At 42.8% G+C, this 22,887-nt stretch carries 18 protein-coding genes and 1 riboswitch; of the genes, 12 read left to right on the top strand and 6 right to left on the bottom strand.

The window, feature by feature from the left end:
- The first annotated feature begins 22 nt into the window (after positions 1-22).
- The 8 genes from AC5JBY_RS24055 (at position 23) to AC5JBY_RS24020 (ending at position 9,427) form a co-directional block, all read left to right on the top strand.
- The gene (locus tag AC5JBY_RS24055; RefSeq protein ID WP_495907213.1) at positions 23-1,474 is read left to right on the top strand and encodes a RagB/SusD family nutrient uptake outer membrane protein; all 1,452 of its coding nucleotides are present in this window, start codon (positions 23-25) and stop codon (positions 1,472-1,474) included.
- A gap of 23 nt (positions 1,475-1,497) precedes the next feature.
- Positions 1,498-4,131 (top strand): metallophosphoesterase, encoded by a 2,634-nt coding sequence (locus tag AC5JBY_RS24050; protein WP_495907212.1) that lies wholly within the window; start codon positions 1,498-1,500, stop codon positions 4,129-4,131.
- 120 nt (positions 4,132-4,251) lie between these two features.
- The gene (locus AC5JBY_RS24045; protein ID WP_495907211.1) at positions 4,252-4,617 is read left to right on the top strand and encodes a hypothetical protein; all 366 of its coding nucleotides are present in this window, start codon (positions 4,252-4,254) and stop codon (positions 4,615-4,617) included.
- Between the two features lie 481 nt (positions 4,618-5,098).
- The gene (locus AC5JBY_RS24040; RefSeq protein ID WP_495907210.1) at positions 5,099-5,461 is read left to right on the top strand and encodes a hypothetical protein; all 363 of its coding nucleotides are present in this window, start codon (positions 5,099-5,101) and stop codon (positions 5,459-5,461) included.
- Positions 5,462-5,581: 120 nt separating this feature from the next.
- Positions 5,582-6,781 carry a DUF4221 family protein gene (locus AC5JBY_RS24035; RefSeq protein ID WP_495907209.1) on the top strand — a complete coding sequence of 400 codons (1,200 nt, stop codon included), beginning with the start codon at positions 5,582-5,584 and terminating at the stop codon, positions 6,779-6,781.
- A gap of 46 nt (positions 6,782-6,827) precedes the next feature.
- Positions 6,828-7,361, top strand: coding sequence for a hypothetical protein (locus tag AC5JBY_RS24030; RefSeq protein ID WP_495907208.1), 534 nt, complete (start codon positions 6,828-6,830; stop codon positions 7,359-7,361).
- Positions 7,362-7,363: 2 nt separating this feature from the next.
- The gene (locus AC5JBY_RS24025) at positions 7,364-8,245 is read left to right on the top strand and encodes a hypothetical protein (RefSeq protein ID WP_495907207.1); all 882 of its coding nucleotides are present in this window, start codon (positions 7,364-7,366) and stop codon (positions 8,243-8,245) included.
- Positions 8,246-8,263: 18 nt separating this feature from the next.
- Positions 8,264-9,427, top strand: a complete 1,164-nt coding sequence (locus tag AC5JBY_RS24020; RefSeq protein ID WP_495907206.1) for a hypothetical protein — start codon at positions 8,264-8,266, stop codon at positions 9,425-9,427.
- Positions 9,428-9,444: 17 nt separating this feature from the next.
- Here the strand turns inward: AC5JBY_RS24020 and AC5JBY_RS24015 are convergent, their stop codons facing one another.
- The 4 genes from AC5JBY_RS24015 to AC5JBY_RS24000 all read right to left on the bottom strand — a co-directional run bounded on the left by AC5JBY_RS24015 (position 9,445) and on the right by AC5JBY_RS24000 (position 13,542).
- On the bottom strand, positions 9,445-10,263 hold the full coding sequence (locus AC5JBY_RS24015; RefSeq protein WP_495907205.1) for a hypothetical protein: 819 nt from the start codon (positions 10,261-10,263) through the stop codon (positions 9,445-9,447).
- Positions 10,264-10,342: 79 nt separating this feature from the next.
- Positions 10,343-12,526 carry a lanthionine synthetase LanC family protein gene (locus tag AC5JBY_RS24010; RefSeq protein ID WP_495907204.1) on the bottom strand — a complete coding sequence of 728 codons (2,184 nt, stop codon included), beginning with the start codon at positions 12,524-12,526 and terminating at the stop codon, positions 10,343-10,345.
- A 201-nt stretch (positions 12,527-12,727) separates the two neighbouring features.
- The gene (locus AC5JBY_RS24005) at positions 12,728-13,012 is read right to left on the bottom strand and encodes a hypothetical protein (RefSeq protein WP_495907203.1); all 285 of its coding nucleotides are present in this window, start codon (positions 13,010-13,012) and stop codon (positions 12,728-12,730) included.
- A gap of 68 nt (positions 13,013-13,080) precedes the next feature.
- A complete protein-coding gene (locus AC5JBY_RS24000) occupies positions 13,081-13,542 on the bottom strand; it encodes a MauE/DoxX family redox-associated membrane protein (protein WP_495907202.1) in 462 nt (153 codons plus the stop codon).
- A 737-nt stretch (positions 13,543-14,279) separates the two neighbouring features.
- A riboswitch (cobalamin riboswitch) is annotated at positions 14,280-14,509 on the top strand.
- 222 nt (positions 14,510-14,731) lie between these two features.
- On the opposite strand from AC5JBY_RS24000, the gene AC5JBY_RS23995 reads away from it, so the two are divergent.
- From AC5JBY_RS23995 to AC5JBY_RS23980, 4 genes are all read left to right on the top strand, one after another.
- Positions 14,732-15,703, top strand: coding sequence for a ribonucleoside-diphosphate reductase small subunit (locus tag AC5JBY_RS23995; protein ID WP_495907201.1), 972 nt, complete (start codon positions 14,732-14,734; stop codon positions 15,701-15,703).
- A 115-nt stretch (positions 15,704-15,818) separates the two neighbouring features.
- The gene (locus AC5JBY_RS23990) at positions 15,819-18,209 is read left to right on the top strand and encodes a ribonucleoside-diphosphate reductase subunit alpha (protein WP_495907200.1); all 2,391 of its coding nucleotides are present in this window, start codon (positions 15,819-15,821) and stop codon (positions 18,207-18,209) included.
- 178 nt (positions 18,210-18,387) lie between these two features.
- The gene (locus tag AC5JBY_RS23985; RefSeq protein WP_495907199.1) at positions 18,388-19,554 is read left to right on the top strand and encodes a PepSY-associated TM helix domain-containing protein; all 1,167 of its coding nucleotides are present in this window, start codon (positions 18,388-18,390) and stop codon (positions 19,552-19,554) included.
- A gap of 180 nt (positions 19,555-19,734) precedes the next feature.
- Positions 19,735-20,511, top strand: coding sequence for a peroxiredoxin family protein (locus tag AC5JBY_RS23980; protein ID WP_495907198.1), 777 nt, complete (start codon positions 19,735-19,737; stop codon positions 20,509-20,511).
- 78 nt (positions 20,512-20,589) lie between these two features.
- Here AC5JBY_RS23980 and AC5JBY_RS23975 read toward each other — a convergent pair whose 3' ends face one another.
- Together AC5JBY_RS23975 and bamG are read right to left on the bottom strand one after the other, a co-directional pair.
- The gene (locus AC5JBY_RS23975) at positions 20,590-21,180 is read right to left on the bottom strand and encodes an RNA polymerase sigma factor (RefSeq protein ID WP_495907197.1); all 591 of its coding nucleotides are present in this window, start codon (positions 21,178-21,180) and stop codon (positions 20,590-20,592) included.
- 410 nt (positions 21,181-21,590) lie between these two features.
- Complete coding sequence (gene bamG, locus AC5JBY_RS23970; RefSeq protein ID WP_495907196.1) at positions 21,591-22,835, bottom strand: BamG family beta-barrel-assembly machinery protein; 1,245 nt, start codon at positions 22,833-22,835, stop codon at positions 21,591-21,593.
- Positions 22,836-22,887 lie beyond the last annotated feature (52 nt).

Genomic DNA, 22,887 nt, shown 5'->3' with positions numbered 1-22,887 from the left:
AGGTTTTAAAAATATAAAGATCATGAAGCAGCTAAAATATTACTTTGTTACATTACTCTTTTGTAGTAGCCTGTCCTGCAACAAATCTTTCCTTGATGTGGAAGACAATACTTTCTTGCTCAGGGAACAGTATGTGAATAATCTCAATAGCCTGCAGCAATACCTAAACGGTATATATATTGTACTTGGACAAAACTTAAATGAGGCATTAAATGGGCACAGGATAATGTCCGAACTAACGGCAGATAATATTAAACCTAGTTTGAGGAACCCTTCTTATCTTATCTCTCATTATACGTGGAATCAATCCAATGGGACAAGATCTGGGTCTCCCAATGGGGGAGATGAATTATGGAAGAATAGTTATCAATTCATCCGCAATTGTAGTTTCGTCATCGAAAAAGCCAAGGACTTTAAGAATGAAGATCCGATAAAAGCCAACCAGATAGCAGGAGAGGCTTACAGCTTAAGGGCATTAGCTCATTTTATCTTGGTTAATACGTTTGCACAATCTTATAATTTCACCACTAATGCCAGCCATTTGGGTGTTCCTTATATTACCAGTTGGGATTGGAACACCCCGTTTCATCGTAATACTGTTAAAGAAGTATATGATGGCATGATCGATGACCTAAACAAAGCAATTCCCCTGCTTACTCCCAACAATAACAATAAGATCATTATGAACCAGCTGGCTGCCAAAGCCCTTCTAGCAAGGATATATCTTTTCAAGGAAGAGTGGCAAAAGGCAAAAGATTTTGCTGTTGAAGTATGCATGGCTGTACCTCTTATGATTAATAGTCCAACGAATCACAAATATCCAGATAGCCTTTTTCGAAAAGGGGAAACGGAGGCCTTATTCCAGATAGAACCTTCTTCGACCAACGTGGTTAACGGAAGTTATACTACCATTTTTGAAGGAAGTTACTTTAGAGGTACCCTTACCCTCTTTATTGCTACCGATGATATTACAACATTACTTAATCAGGGATCCGGTGACGTCAGAAGAAAATGGATATCCACTTCCCTTGACGGTATTGATTCCATACGAAAATTTCCGAGTAATGTAGTTTCGGGTTTTGGCTCGGCAAATAATCTTCATCGTTCTTATTATATTACGGTGATCAGGTCATCAGAAATGTTTCTCACTGTAGCTGAAGCGTCCGCTCATTTGGGGGACGCTCTTACTTCAAAGAATTTTTTAGATGCTATTCGGCAGAGAGCAGATCCTGCTGCTGCCAATTCTACTGCGACAGGCTTGGCTTTGCTGGATTCCATATATATTGAAAGAAGGAAAGAGTTAGCCTTCGAGGGACTTCGGATGTGGGATCTGCTACGTTGGAAAAAAGGCGTGAGCAGGATGGATGCTATCTCCAGCGCACCGCGCTCTTTGCCCTACCCCAGCAACAAAGCGATAACGCCTATTCCTTTATCGGATGTAAATTATGGTATTCAGCAAAATCCATCGTATTGATTACAAGGCCAATATAAACCAGTATGAAGTTAAACACCTTATTTATTATTGCTTTCCTCGTTGTCTGTCAGCATTGGACATTGGGACAAAAAAATCAGGTAGTCATTGTAGCCAATCTATCAGGCTATACAGAAAAACTACCAACCTCCAGTCATCCGATTTGGGAAGGAACTGACACCCTCGTTCCACTTACGGTAAATGCCCATGTCCCTAAAACTATGGGAGCAGAATATATAATTTTTCCTTTCCGGCTCGATGGAGACAGCCTCTCTCCCAACGGTGATGATAAAAGAAAAAGGCCCTATTTGTGGAGAGAAAAAGCTACCATTCATCAGCAAACTTATACCTGGCAATTCTCATTGGATAAACCCTGCATCGTACGTAATAACACAATATTAGGAGGGGATTACCTGATATTACCAGGGGACAGCATTCATATTACCTATGACCAAGGAAAACCCGTTTTTACCGGTAAAGGAGCTACCAAATTTCAGACACAATATGAAATGACTAAAGCAAGCGAGAATGTACCTTACCCTACCGGTGAGAAGTATCCCAAGAGTCTGTCCCGTTTTTTGGTACTCCATCGCCACCTGAATGATAAGGTAACAAGCGCCCTACAAATTCTTGATTCCCGCAAGTCCAGCCTAACCCAATATGAGCACGACTGGCTGAAGGCCATTTTTTTAAGTAATACAGAATATAGCCGCTGGCTGTATTTTTATGTAACGCCCAACCCGGCTGTTTCCAATCGACCGGACTCATTCTCATACTCCAGCAATGATCTCGTGCGAGTATGGGATAGCACTATGTACCAATCCAATGCTACCTGGTTTCGAGCGGGTGCTATACAAAATCTACCAGGCATCGGAAATCGTGGATATATGGAAAGTTTTGTCGTAACAGAATTATTCCGACGTTTTGGATTTATGCCCACTGACTCCATTCGTAATCAACCAGTGTTTAAAAAACTATCTTATCATATCATTAAATCCAACCTCACAGGATTATTCCGCGAACGGATTTTGTGCTATTTTATCAGAGAAGAGCTTATTCAGGAATTGGGTAACTATAACTGGATCACACAATCCATTCTACAGGATTATTATGCAATGCCTGGCTTCCCTGCCTACAAAAAATGGGTAAAAGAAATGGAGCATGAATCCAGTATTAATAGCGGAGAGATCCCTTTATTTAACCTCTCAGACATGCAGAATAATGTTTTTCCGAAAAAACTCACGGATGGAAAATTTACAGTGGTTAATTTCTGGTATACCGGAAGTGAGCCGTGTTTACAAACAGCCAAAGAATTGTCCCAACTGCAAAAACAATTCAAAAACGATCCAAAAGTTGTTTTTCTGAACGTTTGTATAGATACCGATAAAGAGCAATGGAAAAAAAGTATCCAGGAAGGGAAGTATGTGCCCTTAGAAGGAATACAGTTATACACCGGCGGCATGGGTAATCACCATGAAATAATTAAAGATTTTCATGTAACCGACTTTCCTGCTATCCGTATGTATGATCATACCGGCAGGGTAATAATAAATAAATCCAATCCATTGGCAAGCACATTTTCACCTCAACAAATACTTGCTGCCATAGCCGACAACCGGATAATGAACTTTAAAGACGGTCCTTACGTATTTCATGAAAAAGGTAATATTCAAGGGTATTATATCGCTGATGATTCTGCTACTCGCCTACAATCTACTTCCCTCCTTGCCTCTGTCACGGACCAGCCCGGAAAAGATTTCATGTTCAGGCTGCAAAAAAAGCATGCATCAGTTCCATCCATTTATGCTGCTCCTGAAAAAATGTTGGTACTCTCAGATATTGAAGGCAATTTCGGTCCGTTTCGGCAATTGCTGCAAGCCAATGGAGTGATGGATGAAAAATATAACTGGGCATTTGGTAAAGGGCACCTCGTATTTGCCGGTGATATGTTCGACCGGGGCAATCAGGTAACAGAATGCCTATGGCTCATTTACGCACTCGAAAAAAAAGCTAAAGCAGCCGGGGGGATGGTACATTTTATATTAGGTAACCATGAGATCATGAACCTGCAAGGCGACCACAGATATGTACAAGACAAATACCACAAAAGCGCCAAGTTGATGGGTAGAACGCTGACAGCGCTTTATAACGAAGACAGTGAACTGGGCCGGTGGTTACGCACTAAAAATATCGTAGAAAAAATTGGAGATATGCTGTTTACGCATGGTGGTATATCCAGGGAGCTTAATCAACTACCAGTTACTATAGAAGAGATCAACCAATTGGCAAGGTCCAATTATTCCATCAGGAAAGATAACTATGGTAGTGAAAAAGCCAATATTATTATGAGTGCTAAGGTGGGACCATTTTGGCACCGGGATTATTATAGTGGGGCAAAAGCAGAAAGCATGATAGACAGTACCCTACAAAAATTCCAAGTTAATTACATCGTAACTGGTCATACCATTGTGGCTGATACAATAAGCGTACATCATTCAAATAAAGTGATCAATACCGATACCAAGCATGCCAGTGGCAATAGTGAAGCTTTGTTGGTGGAAAAAAGTAGCTTTTTCAGGGTATCAGCTACTGGAAAGCGCATATTGTTATTCAAAAAAGAAGATATAATTATTAATGGAACCGCCTCCCGGGCTCATTAATGATTATGTACCTGATTTAATATCTTGCTGCAGTTTTAGTGCAGCAGGTGAAAGTAACTTAGCATTGAAATCTATTGGCCATAGATAAATAATTTATTTTTTACCGAATAAACATCATTTATGAAAAAAGAATCAATGCGTAAGTACTCCCTGTTGGGCCTTGTACTCATCGGTGCCTCTGCTGTTGCCGCAGCTGTAGTTCCTAATAACAAAGATAAGGGAACCAGCGGACGTCTGCAGGCAAGTGCTAACGGTCTCTTAGCACAATTAACTTGTAGTAAAGATCAGGCGGTTGGGAATCTATGTACCTGGACTGCAACACAAGGCGTTAGTGGTGTTGATGGCGAAGGATCAAGAACTTCAACTGTAGGAACTGGAAAAGATCTTACCAGTTCAATAACAAATGCTTTGGGCGCAAAAGTAAAGACCATTAGCAGCAATGCATCGGGTCCAGATCAAGATATTAATCATACATCTTTTAATTAATCCTGATGAAAAAAAGCTGGCTATTGCAGCCAGCTTTTTTTCATTAATGTATTTGTGGTTAATGACAAAGTATGCTTGTAAGGAGATTTATATGTCTCTCACTATTGACCTATATGCTAAGATACTAACCAATCCAAGTCCCATACCGGAGAAGTTTGTTACGATGATGGACGTCATTTTCAAGAACTTCAACTGCAGGAGTTAGAAAAAAGCTTACCAGTTCAACAACAGCTGGATTCATTTTCCTCAATAAAGTAAAGACCATTAGCAGCTATATATGGGCCCAGATCGAAATGTTAATCATACATCTTATAATTGATGCTTAAAATTGCCTATGTGCCAGTTTTCTCTATTAATCTATTTGTAATTAATTGTACAAGTATGTTTGTCAGGAATGGTTATACTTCACACTATTGATCCAATATGATAACTAATCCAAGCCATTACTGTAATTGTATTCTTAATCAATCATTTATTGTATATGAAACAAAATATATCATGGGGTGTTACAGGTCTATTGCTTATCATAACATCAGCCATTACTGCAGCTATGCTTCCCAATAAAAAAGATAAGGGAACCACTGGACGTCTGCAAGCGAGTATTGGTGCTGGTTGGATAGCACAATTAACTTGTAGTAGGGATCAGGCGAGTGGCGCACTATGTACGTGGAGTATAACTCATGCCGGAGGAAATTGTTATGGTGCACGTAATTCTTCAAGAACTTCAACTGTAGGAGTTGGAAAAGATCCTACCAGTTCAATAACAACTGGCGTTATTTGTATCCAAAAAGTCAAGACTATTACCAGTAATGTATCAGGCCTGGGTCAAACATCTTTAAATTAATTCTAATGGATCTTATAGATGGTTATCATAATCATCTTTTTCCGGTTCAATTACTTCCTTTTGTGCTCTTTGAATAATAAAAGCAGGAGGAAATCTAATGGCGCTATAAATAATCAGGATATGAGCTTAGATTATTACAAATCGTGCATTGTGTTGTTCTTCTTATTTGTTGTACTGATGCAAGGTTGCCGCAGTTCTGTACGAACGATCGATCATAACTTCCATAGTGCCACTCCTGAATATGACCGCATTCAGTTGATTGCAAAATCTGATACGTTACAATTTCAACTGAGTAACAATAGTTACAACGAAGTAAAATCTTTCAATACTTTTCAGGAAAAAGGAATTCATTATATATCTTTTTATGACCAGCGCTCGCAATCAATCCTTGTTTATTACTTATTGAATCAACAGCTATGCCGTCACATTCCCTTAAAAAAACTATTTGACACCCGACAGCTTCATAAAACATCAGTTTTTATAAAAAATTGGGACAGTATCTTTATTATTAACAGATCTACCCTACGTCTTTTTGATAGCAGTGGGCATCGGACAGTTAAGATCGAATTTCCTACTAAGCCAGAAGACAATGTTGCTGTATTTGATAATCACAAGCAGCCAGTCCTGATAGGCCATACCCTATATGCCATCAGTCGCAACAGAGTAGATTATCGGTCTTTAAATGCTTTACGCAACTGGAAAGTCATGTATAGCTTCGATCTTAAAAAAGGGACTACTCAATTGCTTTATCCTTTGCCCAAACTATATCAGGAAAACCTATACGGCGATCACTTCCTGGAATACAATTTTTGCTACAATAACCGGAGAAAATTCGTATTTAGTTTCCCTGCCGACACACTGCTATATGAGACGAACTTTATTGATCATTTTGATTCCTATTTTGCCCGCAGTCGTGAGCAGCAAGAACCCATATACCCGCTATCTGTACAATCTCTAAAAAAATATGAGGATGAGTTGAAAGAGTCTGCAATCCGTGATTCCTATGGCCCTGTACTTTTTGACTCAGTCCGTAAATATTATCTACGTCTCGCACGACACAAAATGACCCCGGAGGAGTTCCATGCTAAAAAAGCCCCCCGGTTAACCGTACTAATCTTCAATGAACATTTTCAGATAATTGGCGAATCAGCCTGGCCGGCCGGCGTAGACTTCGAATCGTTGTTCTTCACTCCGGATGGACAACTCTACGCCCGTACTGATTTTCAGAATGAATACGCTCTGAAGTTTGTGCGTTTTGCCTATAAAGACGGCCAGGACCAAATAACTCCGTTGGCCGGACTTCATGCTCCGCAGAAATAATCTTGCGCTGCAACCAAACTGCAGCAGCCCGATTTATTTTAGTGCTATGAAAACGATCATCTTATTGGTTGTAATAGTCTTTTGGACGGCCTGTGAAAAGCCCCCCACCAGTATAGAAATAATTACCGAGCCACAACAGCAGGATTCCTTGTTCAGAGGTTTGATAGCCGTTATCCAATACCGCATACCGGAGATAATACGCAATGACTCACTTGCTTTCCTAATACTACCAGTGCAGGCCAGTTGCCCTTCATGCCGGAAAAAGACCATCGATAGTATTATGAACCACCAGACGAGTCTGGCCCCCAATCATTATATCATTATTGCGGCAAACGGAGGCCGGAAAACCATGCGTGGATATTTCCAGGAGCAGCATTATGAACTTCCTATCATATCCGATGGCCAACGACTTATTCTTGATAGCCAGAACTTAGCTTATCGATATAATCTGTACAAGGACAAACCAACCCTATATTATACGCACCATCAAAAAGCATATAAAAGAGTATCGGCTGTCCCTGCTACTGTAAGGGCCGATTTGTGTGAATTTTTTTCTGGTCAACGGCCATTAAGCGAATAACTATGCCTCATTCTGTAAAAATAGCATTACGATTGCCTGGTGATCTTACAAGACATGGACATTTTTCATTCCGGCTGCAACAATCATTGAGTACTATACCCCACACTTATCAGGCTTCCCGCCGCTTATTTGTAGTGTCAGGCAGTAAAGATCAGTTCCGTCCTTTTTGCCACCTGCTGATCAAACATAAAGTAGTAAACCAGAATTTGCGCTGGACTTTTGGAGAAGGCAGTTTGGTGATATTTGGCAATAGTCATGATTCCAGTAAGCCTGATGCTAACTGGTGGTGGTTTCTGTATTCATTAGAACAAAGGGCAAAGGCCATGGGAGGAGTTGTCCATTTCCTACCGGGACCTTATGAACTGGGACAGGTTAACGGATCCTGGCAATACGAGCATCCTGCTTACCCGGCTGCTACCGACAAATCCCGTAGCCCTTTTACAGCCCTGTATAGCGCCAACTTTGAATTAAAGCAATGGTTGAGTGCGCGAAATATTGTCGAAAAGATCGGTCAATTATTATTTGTACACTATGACTTGCTGCCCTTTCTCACTAATCGATCCTTTACACTTGCAGCAGTCAATAATTTTGTACGCTCACTATACATACAACAACCTGTCACGCTCACCACAGTATCAACTGTTGCTTTACCGGAAAATCATGGATTAACTATAGAGACAGTTAACAGCCTGTTGCAACAATTCAATGTAAAGGGCTTAGTAACAGGTAATAACCTGCCAATTACAAATAGTATTTCATTTGACGGCAAACTTGTCCATACAGGGACCGATTATGCTAATGACAACCCAAGTGGCCTCTTTATCAAACGGCATCATTTTTTACAGGTTGATCGAAAAGGCCACCGGGTATCTATAAAATTGTAACTCATTTACCTTATTGTTATGGAAAAAATACCGTTCATACAAACTATGTCTTTTTTTGGTTATGGGGTTATTATCGCTTCGACGACTTTTTTTTTATTCCTTACAACAGGCTGTAAGTCAGGCAGCGAGTCACGTAAAAAAATTATTATTGAGGCGACCATAAATAAATGGTTTCACCGCGAACTGGAAGAGGTTTTTACCATACAGGAAGAAATAAACCTGCGATATCAGTTTTTTCCACTTAAAGAGGTCAGCCCCGATGTTGCTACTGTGAAGGGAAAGGTAAGAGAGGGAAAGGTGCGTTGGGAAATATATTCCAATCAACCTATTAAATTGTATCCGCCTTTGGGCACAGGTATTATCATGTATCCCGGAGATAGTATATATGTTCTATACAAGGAGAATTACCTCCGCTACTCGGGCAGTAATACCCATGCAATGGTATTGATAGATACCTTGGCTCAATTGGCAGAACGGGTATCAAAACCTTTCAAGAAGTACAGCTATAATGTCAACAATATGTCCGATTACCAGGAATGGAACCGCTACGTCGATGAAAAAATGGCCTTATCGCTGCCCGTAATAGAATCTTTCAGGAACCAGATCACGCCTACCGAATATGATTTTTACAAATCTAATCTTATCGGAAATGCAGAATGTGACCGGGTCGACGCCTTCTGTGCTTTACAGAGAGCCGTTAGCTCTACAGGTAATACACAGTTAACCACCAATGATCTTATGCAGATATGGGATTCTACCCAAAACAAACCGTCCCGGCAATGGCTGAACGGGCTTTCAGAATACAATGGATCCATTTATGATGTTTATACCTTTACCTGGATGGAACTCAACAGGCAGGCAGGCTTTGATTTTAGTACCGACAGCCTGAAATCCTATGACGTGTATGCCAGAACCTTGTATAACAAAGCGAAGCAACAATTCAAAGGACAACTACGCGAACGTTTGCTTGATAGGATTCTGGATGAGAAAGTAATCTCTGAATTGGGCCTTAAAAATCCTATTGCACAGGCCATCTTGCAAGATTACTATAGCCAGCCTGGCTATCCCGAGTTCAAGGCCTGGGTAAAAGAACGGGAAAAGAAAAGACAAGAACGCGAATTGGAAAAAGAAAAGAAAGCAAAACAAAAAGAGAAGCAAGTTGATGAAAAGAAAACTGCGTGAACGTGAGGTTACTTATATTATATGTTTATATATTCGCTTTTAGGTTTTTCGCCGGCTTCGGCACTGATACGGGAAGCATTACACCAATCGATCAGGCATAGTTCATATGTAGCTAATACCCGCATAAACTCATCATCAGCCCACTCAAACTGATTTAAGCATAGCATTTGGATGGAACCGTTTTCCTGTATGCCATAATAAGTATAGCTATCGCTCTGTACAGCAAAGCCGTTTTGTACAAACCCTCTATTACTGAATAAGATATTTCCTTTTACGGGATTAACCAGCAAGGAACAAAATTGATCGAAGGGAAAAGTGATGCCCGGTTGCAAGGTATTATCACGTATATATTGTTGCTCATAACCCAGCAATGGGTTGATCTGGTTGTTGAGAATACCCGCTACTATTTCTACCGCTTCTTCTATTAGGCCTGATTGACTAAGCGGTAATAATTCTATCTGCCGCCAATCGATTTCTTCTATTTTCAAAGTAAAATCCTGATACATACCACTTGCATCTATAGACGGCAAAACTTTACATATAGTAGGTAAATCAAATTTTAGTTGACGTGAATCAACACTTGCAACGGGCTGCACCTGGAGGGTAAGTTTCTTTGTGAACAGAAAGTCATCTGATAGCAAAGGATCAGCCTGCAGTATGCGCCAGTGAGTATTGTCAATGTCCAGCGTAATAGGGCGATTAAAGGCAGCTGGCAGCAACTCTGCCAGTATTTTGTATTTGCCTAATCTATTGCCAGTAGCTGCATCGATCAATGTTACATTGATGCGCTTAGGAAAGAGACCCGAAGCAGCCTCGAACATTCTTAAATACTTCATATGAACACAAGTTTTAAATGATTACCCTTCGACGAGCTCAAGGTGACAAAAGGCTCCAGCAAGCTAATGCGATTGTAAGTTAATTTTCAGGCATAAGGGGGAAACCGATCTTGTCAGGATGACAGTACCTTAGCAGGAAATGTATTACGCCACTATTACCTACCATAAAATTAGCTACGGGCTCACGTTCTCCTTTCACTATCCAATAGGTTCCATATTTAGGGTGCAGTTTTTTCTGTTGCATGATCACTTGAGCTATCCATGTGGCCCGGTTAAGCCACTCTGGGTTGTTGAATACCTGCCAGGCTTCCAGATAGACTTCTCCAATACTGCTAAGGCCGTCCTGCTGGCCTATGTCATATGCCGTATTATCCGCCGGGATATGGCGTAATGTCTTTTCAGCATATTTACGGTATAATGGTATATTGGTAAGCTGGAAAGCCCGGATAAAAGTAAACGCAATACCGGCTGCTCCTTCCGCCCAGCCATAACCTAATCGTTTTCCTCGTGCAGAACGCCATTCTATATTTCCTTTTTTGTATCTCGCTTTCTGGGTCAGCCATTGCAGGCCACGTTGAGCCGCATCTTTACTTGGCTGATGTTGGCACCGGTGGCCGTATTCCAGCAAGAAGTATACAAAGCCCGCCATTCCTTGTGTAAAACCACGGGTAATTCTTTTCATTTTTCTTCTGGTATACTTTTGCTTATAATACCCTTTTAGCCAATAACCATCTTTGTGTTGATTCTTTATCAATAATTCAGCATAGCGTTGCAATCTTGCCTGTAACTGCTGCGGAGTGATAAATGACTTGCTCACCAGATTGGCTATTCCTTGGCCCGCCACCCCATACTCAATATCAAGTATATCACTGCTCTTCTCCAGCAATAAATCAATCCATTCAAGGTACTCCGGAGAAGCTACTATCAATTCATTCCGGATAGCAACGGTCAGTGCAGCGGCAATGCCATCAGGCCCAAAATGCAAGCCAGTAGCACCTCGTTCGATACGATCTATGTATTTTCTTTTTACCAGTTCCAGGGTCTTCTCTACAAAAGGTTTATTGGCATCAATATTCAATCCCATTGCTTTGGCTTGCGCCAGCATATATACAACTCCTATACAACCCCTGTTATAACTGGCATACCATTTTTTCCGTAACAAGTGTTTGTCTTCGGGGGAAGGTGGTTGCAAGTCATCTGCAAACCATCCCTTCTCCGTATCTGCAAGTAAAGGCGTCGCCAATGTTTGAATAGCTTCCTGCACCGTAACCAATATTTCTTCATGTGAATAATAAACACGCTGATTGACCGGTCTCGGTACTTTATTTTTCAGATCTATCTGGTATTGTTTTAATACGCGAAGTGCATGAGTAGCATCCGGTCGTTTATCATCCTCAGGCAGCAGACATTGGGTTACGAGATTAGCTATCTGTTGATCAGGAACGAAAAAGGCTATCTTTTTGGTTAATTCATCAATAGGTTCATTGGTCAATCTGGAGGCAGATATACCACTCCACATTTGTAATATAACAGCTCCAAAAGCAAAAATGTCTTCCGCTGTAGTGGGAATGGCAATTGCTTCCTGCTGCTTTGACATATAGCCATAAGTACCCAAAGAGAAAGCCGGAGTGGGAAACTGCTCTGGTATAGAATAAGATAGTTCCATATCTATAAGTGCCACTTTCCCGCCAGCAGTGATCATATAATTATTGGCCGTAGCGTCACGATGTACAATACCTTCCTTATGGAGTGTTTCCAATAAAGCAGCTATCTGGATTAAGTAATTGAGGAACTTTCTGCCGATTTTATTACCGGTGATTAATCCTTGCTTTAATTCTTTTTCTTTATCATCACATGCCTTGTACAAGGGTATTCCTTTGATATGTCCGATCACCAAATAATAATTACCATTTTCTTCAAAATGTCCTAATAATCTTGGCATTCGAATCTTGTCCTGTAATTGTTCATGCAACTGTTTTTGCCATTTGAGCCGGTCTATGATATCACGATTGTTTTTATCCTTGGTGTCACCATAAGAACCTTCCTTGATTACACAAAATCCCCACTTGATCAGGCTTTTAATATACAGGCATTTAACTACGTCATTCTTCTGGCTTTCCTTATAACTTTTTAGAATGATATAGTTGAATCCAATACGCTTTCCGGATTTTTTTTCGACCTTGCCTTTGGGTTGCTCCTGCTGTTGTTCGGGGCCTTTTTCAGCAGGGATTTCGGATGCGTGGGTGATGCTTATTGGTTTCATGGGCTTGTTTTAAATTTAGCATAATAGAGAATACAGCATGTATTCGACACACTGTATTCCATGTATAAAAATGCTGTATTCGTGATTCTAATTTACACGGCCATACTGCACCTATTGTGCAGTGGCGTGTTATTATTCAAGCACAGGCCTTTGACAGGATCAGGCTGACAAAATAGATGCTTCAACAAGCTCAGTATGACACTAAGCAGACTTTTTAAGTGCTGTTTTTTTGTCCTTATCATCTGTTTCCTCTCCCTCGAAGCGTTGAAAACAAACAATGAATTGTCCTTCTTCGCTGTAGTAGTAAGTTTCACGATAAGGATCAAATTTGATAGGCGCGCCCAGGTCGCGCATGAGGTTGAGGTACTGGTAAATATTTCTTTCAGACATTTTTAATCTGGCCGCCAGTTCTGCCGGGCTTCCGGTTCCTTTAATTCGGATAAGGCGGTCAATACGTTCCAAACGTTCCAGGATGTTCTTACGCATGACACATTGGTTTAATGGTGATCGGTATTTGAATAGGTGTAACTCTTGATAAAGATCCTTCGACTTGCCTACGCTAAAGCTTCGGCAGGCGAAGCAGGTGACGTCGTCGATGGAGGACGTCGTCGGCGCTTCTTCTCGAGCATGATGGCCCAGGCGCTGCCCAACACAAAGGCCAGGTTGAAGGCAATGTGTACGCCCCACGACATTTCTTCCAATACGCCCCCGCAAGAACAGGGGATGTCGTCGTAGAAACTGAGCATCACAATAATGTACAGGGTAAATAATGTCATTAATACAAAGGAGGCGTACAAGCCGGCTAACCGAAGGCGTGGTATGGCCAGCATGGCAGCAATGATGAGCTCCATCGCCGGTACGGCCCAGGCCAATATACCAGCAAAAGGAGCGATGATGGGTGATTCACTAAGCCCGAATTGAAAATTGTAGTAATCTCTTAGTTTGGCCTGTGCTGCATACACCATCAACAGGATAAGGAGCAGGGATACGATCCCCACTATGAAACGCTTGTTCATTTGACTGTAACGATTTCTTAATGTTTGTTAAGGTTTTACATGGGTACAAGGCAGACACTCCGCCTGTTCAGCATGTACTATTCGATAAAGCAAGTGTGTCACACAGTGTACGGGCCTAATCAGCAGCCTTTAGCAGTATAAGGGTCAAAAAGAGGAGGAGAGTCAGTGGGCTGGCACAATCCTATAGCATGTACTGTCGCTTAATACATACTACCGGTATTGGCCGGCCGGTTTTTATTAAATACATACCTCAACCAAGGTGGCTATACAGCCAGTTGCAATTTCAGATAACCCGGACCTTCGAAATACATAAGCTATCGTAGCGTTCCCGTTTTTAGAACTTTAGGCCCGGGTTATTGAAATTGCGTAGATTTTCTCATGATCATAGGTGGCCCTTCGATTAACCCGGACCACACCATAAATTTCATCCATTATTTACATCCTTGTTTTATTTCGACAGACTAAAATTTCCATAATTGACCACTAACCCAAATGTTAACATTGGGTTAAGTGTTTGTAAGTAGAAGAATGCTGTATTCGGTATACGGTGTATAGAATGGAGAGTCCTGTATTACAAATTTACCCAGCTAAAGTGTTGAGAGCAGGACAATTTTAAGCAAAAGCCCATCCGGTAAGGCTCTTGACGGTTGTCAATTCAGCGTGGAAGAATTATCCACCCCCTGTTACTAAGTTCATTTGACCAGCCCCGCCTCGAAGTTTAAGTTTGTATTCGCTCTTTTACAAAATATTGTGTTGGTGCCCGTCTATTTGCCTCAAAAACAGGTATTTAGACAGGCTTAAAAGGGAACCATGTGTAAATCATGGACTGTTGCGCAACTGTGAATTTCGTGAATTGGCAATCGGCAATCGGCAATAAGTAGTGGCTTTAAAATCGCTTACTTTTCGCCACTCCGGTTTGTAGCTTTCGCGGACAAAGTCAGATACCTGCCATACAATTAAGTGCCACACCTTCGCATCAAAGGTAATTCGCACTGCTATACTGTCACTCACTGCACCCTCACCCCTCCGGTCAGTGGCGTGGCCACGTATTGTGTTGTTCCCTTTTGTAACGGGTGATCGCTGGTTCCATCCATGGAAGTGTATTTCTATGGAAGGATATCGTCGTCGGTAGAAGGCAAGGCAACGAGGAGAAGACAGACTATTACTAATATAACTATACCATTGAGCCATGAGCAACGAAAACGAAATATTACTGCAGGAAAACAAAGACCGCTTTGTTATTCTGCCCATCAATTATCCCAGGGTGTGGGAAATGTACAAGAAGCATGAAGCAAGCTTCTGGACAGCGGAAGAGATCGATCTGAGCGGTGACCTGCAACACTGGGCGAACTTAAACGATGGTGAACGTCATTTTATTTCGCATGTACTGGCATTCTTTGCTGCCAGCGATGGTATTGTGAATGAGAACCTGGCAGTCAACTTCATGAGCGAAGTGCAATTGCCCGAAGCACGTTGCTTCTATGGCTTCCAGATCATGATGGAGAACATCCATTCTGAAACATACGCTTTATTGATCGACACCTATATTAAAGATCCCCAGGAAAAGCATCGCTTGTTCCATGCTATCGATACGGTGCCTGCTGTGAAAAAGAAAGCGGAGTGGGCGCTGCGCTGGATCGAGAATGGCAGTTTCGCTGAAAGACTCGTAGCCTTTGCCGCCGTAGAAGGTATTTTCTTCAGTGGCAGCTTCTGCTCCATCTTCTGGTTAAAGAAGAGAGGCCTGATGCCCGGTCTTACATTCAGCAATGAACTGATCAGTCGTGATGAAGGCTTGCATTGCGAATTTGCCTGCTTGCTGTACAGCATGCTGAGTAAAAAGATGACGCAGGAAGAAGTATACGCTATCATCGGCGATGCGGTGAAGATTGAAAAGGAATTCATCACGGAAGCACTGCCTGTGGACCTGATCGGTATGAATGCCAAGCTGATGCAGCAATACATCGAGTTTGTAGCTGACCGCTGGCTGAGTGAACTGGGCTATCCCAAAATGTTCAACAGCACCAATCCTTTCGACTTCATGGAAATGATCTCCCTGGAAGGTAAGACTAACTTCTTTGAAAAGCGTGTGGGCGATTACCAGAAGAGTGGCGTGATGGGTAATAAAGAAAGCCAGTCATTTTCGTTGGAGGAAGATTTCTAAACAGGCATTAGCCTTTAGCTATTAGCTTTTAGGGCTTTTGCTTTGCTAACACCTAATGGCTAAAAGCTAACAGCTTAAAAAGCATTAATCACTTATCATAAATACTTACTGACCCATGTTTGTAATAAAAAGAAACGGCAAAAGAGAATCTGTCAAGTTTGACAAGATCACTGCCCGCATAGAAAAACTATGCTATGGGCTCGACAGGCGGTTTGTGAATTCCATCGATGTAGCGAAGAAGGTTATTGAAGGTTTGTATGATGGCGTTACCACTACCGAACTGGATAACCTCGCTGCAGAAACTGCTGCTTCCTTAACGGTGAAGCACCCGGATTATGCGTTGCTGGCCAGCCGCATCGCAGTGAGCAACCTGCATAAGAATACCATCAAGACTTTTTCCGATACGATGAAGTTGCTGTACGAATGCAGGGACAGCAAGGCTGGTAAAGCAGCTCCTTTGCTGGCTGATGACGTGTGGGCTATCATCCAGGAGCATGCCGAATTGCTGGATTCTACGATCATCTACGATCGTGATTACAGCTTCGATTATTTCGGTTTCAAAACACTGGAAAAATCTTACCTGCTGAAGGTGGATGGCAAAGTGGTGGAGCGTCCACAGCATATGTTCATGCGTGTATCGGTGGGTATTCATAAAAACGATATCGAGAGCGCTATCAAGACTTATCACCTGATGTCTGAGCGCTGGTTTACACATGCCACGCCAACCTTGTTCAATGCCGGCACGCCTAAGCCGCAAATGAGCAGCTGCTTCCTGCTGACTATGAAGGAGGACAGCATCGATGGTATTTATGACACCTTGAAACAAACTGCCAAGATATCTCAGAGTGCTGGTGGCATCGGTCTTTCTATCCACGGCATCCGTGCTACCGGTAGCTATATCGGCGGCACTAATGGTACCAGCAATGGTATCATCCCTATGCTGCGTGTGTTTAATGATACTGCCCGCTATGTAGATCAGGGCGGTGGTAAGCGCAAAGGTGCTTTTGCCATTTACCTGGAGCCCTGGCATGCTGACGTTTTTGAATTCCTTGATCTGCGCAAGAACCATGGTAAGGAAGAAATGCGTGCAAGAGATTTGTTCTATGCGCTGTGGATCCCCGACCTGTTTATGCAACGTGTAGAGAGTGATGGCCAGTGGAGCTTGTTCTGTCCCCATGAAGCGCCGGGTTTGCATGAGTGCTGGGGTGAGGAATTTGAAAAGCTGTATCATCAATACGAACAGGAAGGCCGCGCGCGCAGAACGGTGAAAGCACAAGACCTCTGGTTTGCTATCCTGGATGCACAGATCGAGACTGGTACGCCCTACCTGCTGTATAAGGATTCTGCCAACCGCAAATCAAACCAGCAGAACCTGGGTACGATCAAGAGCAGCAACTTATGTACGGAGATACTGGAATATACTTCCGATAAAGAGGTGGCGGTTTGTAACCTGGCCTCGCTGGCTTTGCCACGTTTTGTGAACAACGGCCAGTTTGACCACCAGACCTTGTATGATGTAACCTACCAGGCTACCAAGAACCTGAACAAGATCATTGACAATAATTATTATCCGGTTGAAGAAGCCAAAACGTCTAACCTGCGCCATCGTCCGATCGGGTTGGGTGTACAAGGATTGGCTGATGCCTTTATTCTGATGCGCCTGCCTTTTGAAAGTGAGGGTGCCAAGCAACTGAATAAAGACATCTTCGAAACGATCTATTTTGCCGCTATGACTGCCAGTAAAGATCTGGCTAAAGTAGAAGGTGCTTATGAAACGTTTGCCGGTTCTCCTGCTTCCAAAGGTGTTTTCCAGTTCGACGCATGGGGTGTTGAGCCGTCTCTGCGGTGGGATTGGTATACACTGAAGGCGGAGGTAATAAAGCACGGTATCCGCAACTCTCTGCTGGTAGCGCCGATGCCTACGGCTTCTACTTCACAGATACTGGGCAACAACGAGTGTTTTGAGCCTTATACTTCCAACATTTATGTGCGTCGTGTACTGAGTGGTGAGTTTGTAGTAGTGAATAAGCACCTGTTGAAAGACCTGGTTGAACTGAACCTGTGGAATGATGATATGAAGAACAAGATCATTACGCACAATGGTTCTGTGCAGAAGATCGATGGCATTCCTGACAATATCAAGGAGATTTACAAAACTGTTTGGGAGATCAAACAGCGCACGCTGATCGATATGGCTGCCGATCGCGGTGCTTATATCTGTCAGTCTCAATCGCTGAACCTGTTTGTAGATACGCCTACTACCGGTAAGCTTACTTCCATGCACTTCTATGGCTGGAAGAAAGGTTTGAAGACCGGTATGTACTACCTGCGCACGAAGGCTGCTTCTCAGGCTGTACAGTTCACGGTAGAGAAACAAGGTGGCAAGATGACCGAGCCACTTACCGACAATCATACGTTGAAAGTAGTAGAAGGTGGTGAGGCTGATGCCATCCCAGTAGGGGCTACCTGTACTATGGAAGACGGTTGTGTGACTTGTAGTGCGTAGGCAAAAGATATAGAATCCACCATCCAGTATAAAATACACCACACAATGTCCTGAAGGCGCTCTCTTTGAGAGCGCTTTTTTGTTTTACACGCGGGTTAGGTCATTGATTTATAGGCTGTTTCCGCATTGCGAAACCCATTTTCCCAAATGCGTAAATGAAGCTTCCTAACTTGCGCCTATGTCCTTCAAAAAGATCATTGGTAAAGTGCATTTATGGCTCGGGTTGGTGTCCGGGATCCTCGTTTTTATTATCGCTATTACGGGCTGTCTGTATGCGTTTCAGGAAGAGATTACGGATATGATGGAGCCGTTCCGGTATGTAAAAGCGCAGGAGCAGCCTTATTTGCCACCTTCTCAACTCAAGAGCATTGCCGAAAAGCAATTGCCCGGCAAGCATATACATAGTGTTGGCTATGGCCGTAAAACCGATGCTGCCCGGGTATCTTTTTATGCTTATGAGCCTGAGGAGTATTACTATATGGTTTACATCAATCCTTATACAGGAGAGATGCTAAAGACCAAGGACATGGAAGCTGGCTTTTTCCACTGGGTATTGGATGGGCATTTTTACCTCTGGTTGCCGCCAACCATTGGTCAGCCCGTAGTAGCTTACGCGACGCTGGTATTTGTGGTAATGATGATCTCCGGCCTTATTCTCTGGTGGCCTAAGAACAAGGCTGCACGTAAGCAACGTTTCAGCGTGAAATGGAATGCCCGCTGGCGCCGGGTGAATTATGACCTGCATAACGTCTTCGGCTTTTATATGACCTGGGTAGTGATCTTCATTGCACTAACCGGATTGGTTTGGGGTTTTCAATGGTTCTCTAAAGCTGCTTATTGGGCTGTGGGTGGAGAAAAAACGACTGAGTATGTGGAGCCGCTGAGTGCCAAGACCGATGCGAAAGCGCTGTATGCTCAACCGGTGGATGTGTTGTGGCAACAGCTTGCCAAGGAAGCTGCTACTGGTGAAGTGATGGATGTACATTTCCCGGCTTCTGACACGGGGGCTATAGAGATAGCTTTGAATGCCGAAAGAGGTACTTACTGGAAAACGGATTACCGCTTTTATGATCAATATACGCTGAAGGAGATCCCGGTAAAACATATCTGGGGTAGAATTGATCAGGCAACGGTTTCCGATAAGATCTACCGCGCTAACTACGATATCCACACAGGGGCCATTTGGGGCTTGCCGGGCAAGTTCCTGGCTTTCTTTGCCAGCCTGATTGCAGCTTCATTACCTGTTACAGGTGTTATGATATGGTGGGGCAGAAAGAAGAAAAGGAAAGCTTCCAATCCGATAAACCTACTAACTACACGCCAGGTTTCTACTCAACAAGTATAAATAAATTGTAAACTCTTAGTTCTTTAGTCGAAAATATGGAATTCTTGTAACTGAAAACTCTCTAAATGTCCCGGTGAAAACAGGAAAATTTTAAATAAAGGCTGCATTATCAATAACTTACCTCCAAGCTGGTTATCTTCACGCCCGTTAAAGAAATCCCAATTGTCTTAAACCTATGCTATGCGAACTGTTTTTATCGTAATTCTTTCTTTTCTTACTTGTATATCTCAGGCACAGGATAATACCCCTAATAAAACGGAATATTTCATCATTAGTAATGATTCTGTTACCACTATGGCTACTGTAAATAAATATGCTAAAAGTGGAGATATCAAGACTGTGCGGAAAGGAGTATCCGATGAAGAAATGAAAGCACTTAAAGAAAAGTTTGGCGACAAAGTGAGTAAGGATAAGCAATCTATTATGATGATCTCCCTTTTTACCGAGGAAGAAAAGAAACAAAAAGAAAGCCAGGTCCAACAATCAGTACGTGGCATGGACGAAGAGAATCTGCTCAATGTAAATAATCCTGCTGCCGATTTTACTGTTCAAATGCTGGATGGGACAAATGTAAAATTATCCGATTTGAAAGGCAAGGTAGTGCTAATCAATTTTTGGGCGACGTGGTGTCATCCTTGCTTAAAAGAATTGCATGAACTCTCTTCAAAGGTTCTCATACCTTTTAAAAGCAAAGATTTTGTTTTTCTGGCAATCTCCTGGGGAGAACAAAAGGAACTTGTAGCCGAATGCATCGCCAACCTGCAGCAGGAAGAGGGAATTTTTTTCACACCTGGCCTCGATCCTGATAAAAAAATATGTAATAAATATGCCACTGTTGGCATTCCTAAAAACTTCCTCATCGATAAGCAAGGTGTTATACAGTATATTTCCTCTGGTTATAGTGAGAGAAAGGTCGATGAAATAGCCAATGAAATAAAAAAACTACTGGGTAACTAATCGTCTGTTTACATTATTATATTCTTTTCTACTTGACTGCATGTTAACAGGCAAAATATTAACATCCGTAGTAACTTCTTACAACAAACCAGCCGGCATCATCCAAAGGAGGAGCGACACTATACGCAGGTGATCAAACAATGCTACACGCAGTAGTTTTTTAGCCAATACTTTTTGATTGCGCACAGTTTTATCAGTAATGTGGAGCAGTTCAGCAATTTCATTATTCTTGCGGCCTTCGAGGTAGGAGAGGGTGAATACCGCCTTACATTGTTGGGGTAGTTGCTCGATCGCAGTGTAGATATGATCCAGCACATCAGCCTTGATCTCATCGCGCATTACTACACTGTCGGTCTCGGGTAGCAACTGGTGCAGCAACTCTTTTTGCTGACTGTTCTCCCGGGCATTGTACTTTAAAAAATCATAACAGGCATTGCGGGCGGTCACGAACAGGAAAGCCCTTATTTTATCGGTCGTGGAGAAGTTGGGGTGCAGGCGCCATAGCTTCACGAAGGTTTCGGCCGTAATGTCCTGCGCCTCCTGGCGGTTGTCCACCATGCGCTTCACGAAGTTGAAAAGACGGGGATAGTAAATATTATAGATAGTAGTAAAAGCACGGGTATCTCCCTGTGTAAATTGGGTAACCAGGTCTTGTCCCAGGTGCGTCATCGAGCCTGTGCTTTTGGAAATTACGAATTAAAATTTGCTACTATAATCAGGATGGATATTGGTTAACGCCAGCCCCTTGGCCGGTAATTGATCAGCAATGGCAGCAGTGATGAAGGTTTAATGGTGGATGGATAGATGGTAACTGAATACGGGAGGTCATCCTTGAATCCAGCACCAAAATAAGGATATCGGCGCAGAATACACAAATCTGGCACATTACTTATTCAAGAAATCTTTGCACAGGGAGGGGGGAGTGAAAAGATTGTTCCGCCATCGATAGGCCAATAATTCAAACCCTTGAATTATAGGAGGCTATATGCAATGGAGAATCGTTACCTATGCCCGTGAGCATTTGTAATGCTTGAATCCGGTCACTTGCCTTTCAACTTTTCAACCTATCAACCCGTTAACTAATCATATTTATGCCCCTTACTGAACAGGAACTCTCTTAAACTTAGCGTTAAAGTGCCCTGCACATAATTCTCTTTGATGAGGCCATTGACAATGGTGCCCCGGCGGCCGGCTTCTACAGACAGGCCATAAAACAGGCTACCGGATAGGTAACTGCCATAGCCGATGCTGCCGCCTATTTCATTGATGGGGGTATTGCGCACACGCAGGTAAGAGTTGTTGGTGAAGAAGCCTGCCTGTATATAGTTCTTTTCATAGCGGCGGCCCCAGGCTTCTATCTGGTTCGAGAACTGTATGCCGGCCGATAGCCTGCGGCTGTTGATCAGGGAGTAACCATAGCCCCGCTGCTTCAGATCGGTCCAGCTTTGGTAGTTGTAGTCTACAGAAAATGTGAGTCGGTTCTTGTGGGTGAACGATATGCCCGCATCATACGAAACAGGCAGGTAAAAAGCGTCACTTTTTACTTCCTGGTCTTCTTTGATAACGGTGGTCCCTTCTGTAATGGTAACTGTTCGGTCGGAGTTGAGTTTGGTCTTGGTGGTAAGCTTACCGCCAAGCGCCAACTGCCAGTTCTTAGTAATATTGGCTCTGTAGATAGAGCCAAACTCAAAACGAAAGTTGTTATAGTAATCTCTTGTCTTGGTAACGATAGAAGCTGCCAGCGCTTCGCCGGAAAGCGTCTCTGTCAGGTTAAGGGAACCAAAGATGAAAGACGAGCGTACACCTACTGAAAAGTGCTTGCCCAGCGCCAGGGCATTATTCCAATATACATTGTACAACCCGCCGTCGCCTTCATAATCTCCGGCATAGGTATCATTGCTTCCTTCAATGGTTTTTGTGGCAGTATATCGGTAGCCGGCATAGCTCACGGGCATAAAGCCAATGCTACTGGCCCAGTATTTATTCAGTTTGGTGGCCACTGAAAAACTTTTGATCGAGAAGTCGCGGGTAGTGCGGTTGCCTTCGTTGATGGCGTCGCCGGCATAACTAACTGTTCTGCCGGTAAGCGCCATATTCACATAAACATTACTGCGCTCCAATCCACTTAGTGAAGCCGGGTTCTTTAAGAATTGGTACATCGGTGTACTTACCAATGAAAGTGAGCTATTGGCCACACCAATACTGCGGTCATAAAATCGTTGCTCCAGGTCGCCCACGCCGTAAATAGAGTACGGAGCATTATAATCTTGTGCGTCAACATTAAACGCGATGATCAATACAAGAAAGGTTAGATATCTATTCATGAATGTCTTTTTTACGTTGAAATCGGCAGTCGGCAATGGGCAATCAGCAATG

Source organism: Paraflavitalea sp. (genome assembly GCF_059502485.1).
This window is presented reverse-complemented; position numbering and strand designations above follow the sequence as displayed.

Excerpts from the sequence above, each read along its gene's own strand:
- AC5JBY_RS23975 (WP_495907197.1), bottom strand. The coding sequence starts at position 21,180 with ATGACGCACCTGGGACAAGACCTGGTTACCCAATTTACACAGGGAGAT.
- AC5JBY_RS24035 (WP_495907209.1), top strand. The coding sequence starts at position 5,582 with ATGAGCTTAGATTATTACAAATCGTGCATTGTGTTGTTCTTCTTATTT.
- AC5JBY_RS23980 (WP_495907198.1), top strand. The coding sequence starts at position 19,735 with ATGCGAACTGTTTTTATCGTAATTCTTTCTTTTCTTACTTGTATATCT.
- AC5JBY_RS23995 (WP_495907201.1), top strand. The coding sequence starts at position 14,732 with ATGAGCAACGAAAACGAAATATTACTGCAGGAAAACAAAGACCGCTTT.
- AC5JBY_RS23985 (WP_495907199.1), top strand. The coding sequence starts at position 18,388 with ATGTCCTTCAAAAAGATCATTGGTAAAGTGCATTTATGGCTCGGGTTG.
- AC5JBY_RS24005 (WP_495907203.1), bottom strand. The coding sequence starts at position 13,012 with ATGCGTAAGAACATCCTGGAACGTTTGGAACGTATTGACCGCCTTATC.
- AC5JBY_RS23990 (WP_495907200.1), top strand. The coding sequence starts at position 15,819 with ATGTTTGTAATAAAAAGAAACGGCAAAAGAGAATCTGTCAAGTTTGAC.
- AC5JBY_RS24030 (WP_495907208.1), top strand. The coding sequence starts at position 6,828 with ATGAAAACGATCATCTTATTGGTTGTAATAGTCTTTTGGACGGCCTGT.
- AC5JBY_RS24040 (WP_495907210.1), top strand. The coding sequence starts at position 5,099 with ATGAAACAAAATATATCATGGGGTGTTACAGGTCTATTGCTTATCATA.
- bamG (WP_495907196.1), bottom strand. The coding sequence starts at position 22,835 with ATGAATAGATATCTAACCTTTCTTGTATTGATCATCGCGTTTAATGTT.
- AC5JBY_RS24050 (WP_495907212.1), top strand. The coding sequence starts at position 1,498 with ATGAAGTTAAACACCTTATTTATTATTGCTTTCCTCGTTGTCTGTCAG.
- AC5JBY_RS24025 (WP_495907207.1), top strand. The coding sequence starts at position 7,364 with ATGCCTCATTCTGTAAAAATAGCATTACGATTGCCTGGTGATCTTACA.
- AC5JBY_RS24020 (WP_495907206.1), top strand. The coding sequence starts at position 8,264 with ATGGAAAAAATACCGTTCATACAAACTATGTCTTTTTTTGGTTATGGG.
- AC5JBY_RS24010 (WP_495907204.1), bottom strand. The coding sequence starts at position 12,526 with ATGAAACCAATAAGCATCACCCACGCATCCGAAATCCCTGCTGAAAAA.
- AC5JBY_RS24000 (WP_495907202.1), bottom strand. The coding sequence starts at position 13,542 with ATGAACAAGCGTTTCATAGTGGGGATCGTATCCCTGCTCCTTATCCTG.
- AC5JBY_RS24015 (WP_495907205.1), bottom strand. The coding sequence starts at position 10,263 with ATGAAGTATTTAAGAATGTTCGAGGCTGCTTCGGGTCTCTTTCCTAAG.
- AC5JBY_RS24045 (WP_495907211.1), top strand. The coding sequence starts at position 4,252 with ATGAAAAAAGAATCAATGCGTAAGTACTCCCTGTTGGGCCTTGTACTC.
- AC5JBY_RS24055 (WP_495907213.1), top strand. The coding sequence starts at position 23 with ATGAAGCAGCTAAAATATTACTTTGTTACATTACTCTTTTGTAGTAGC.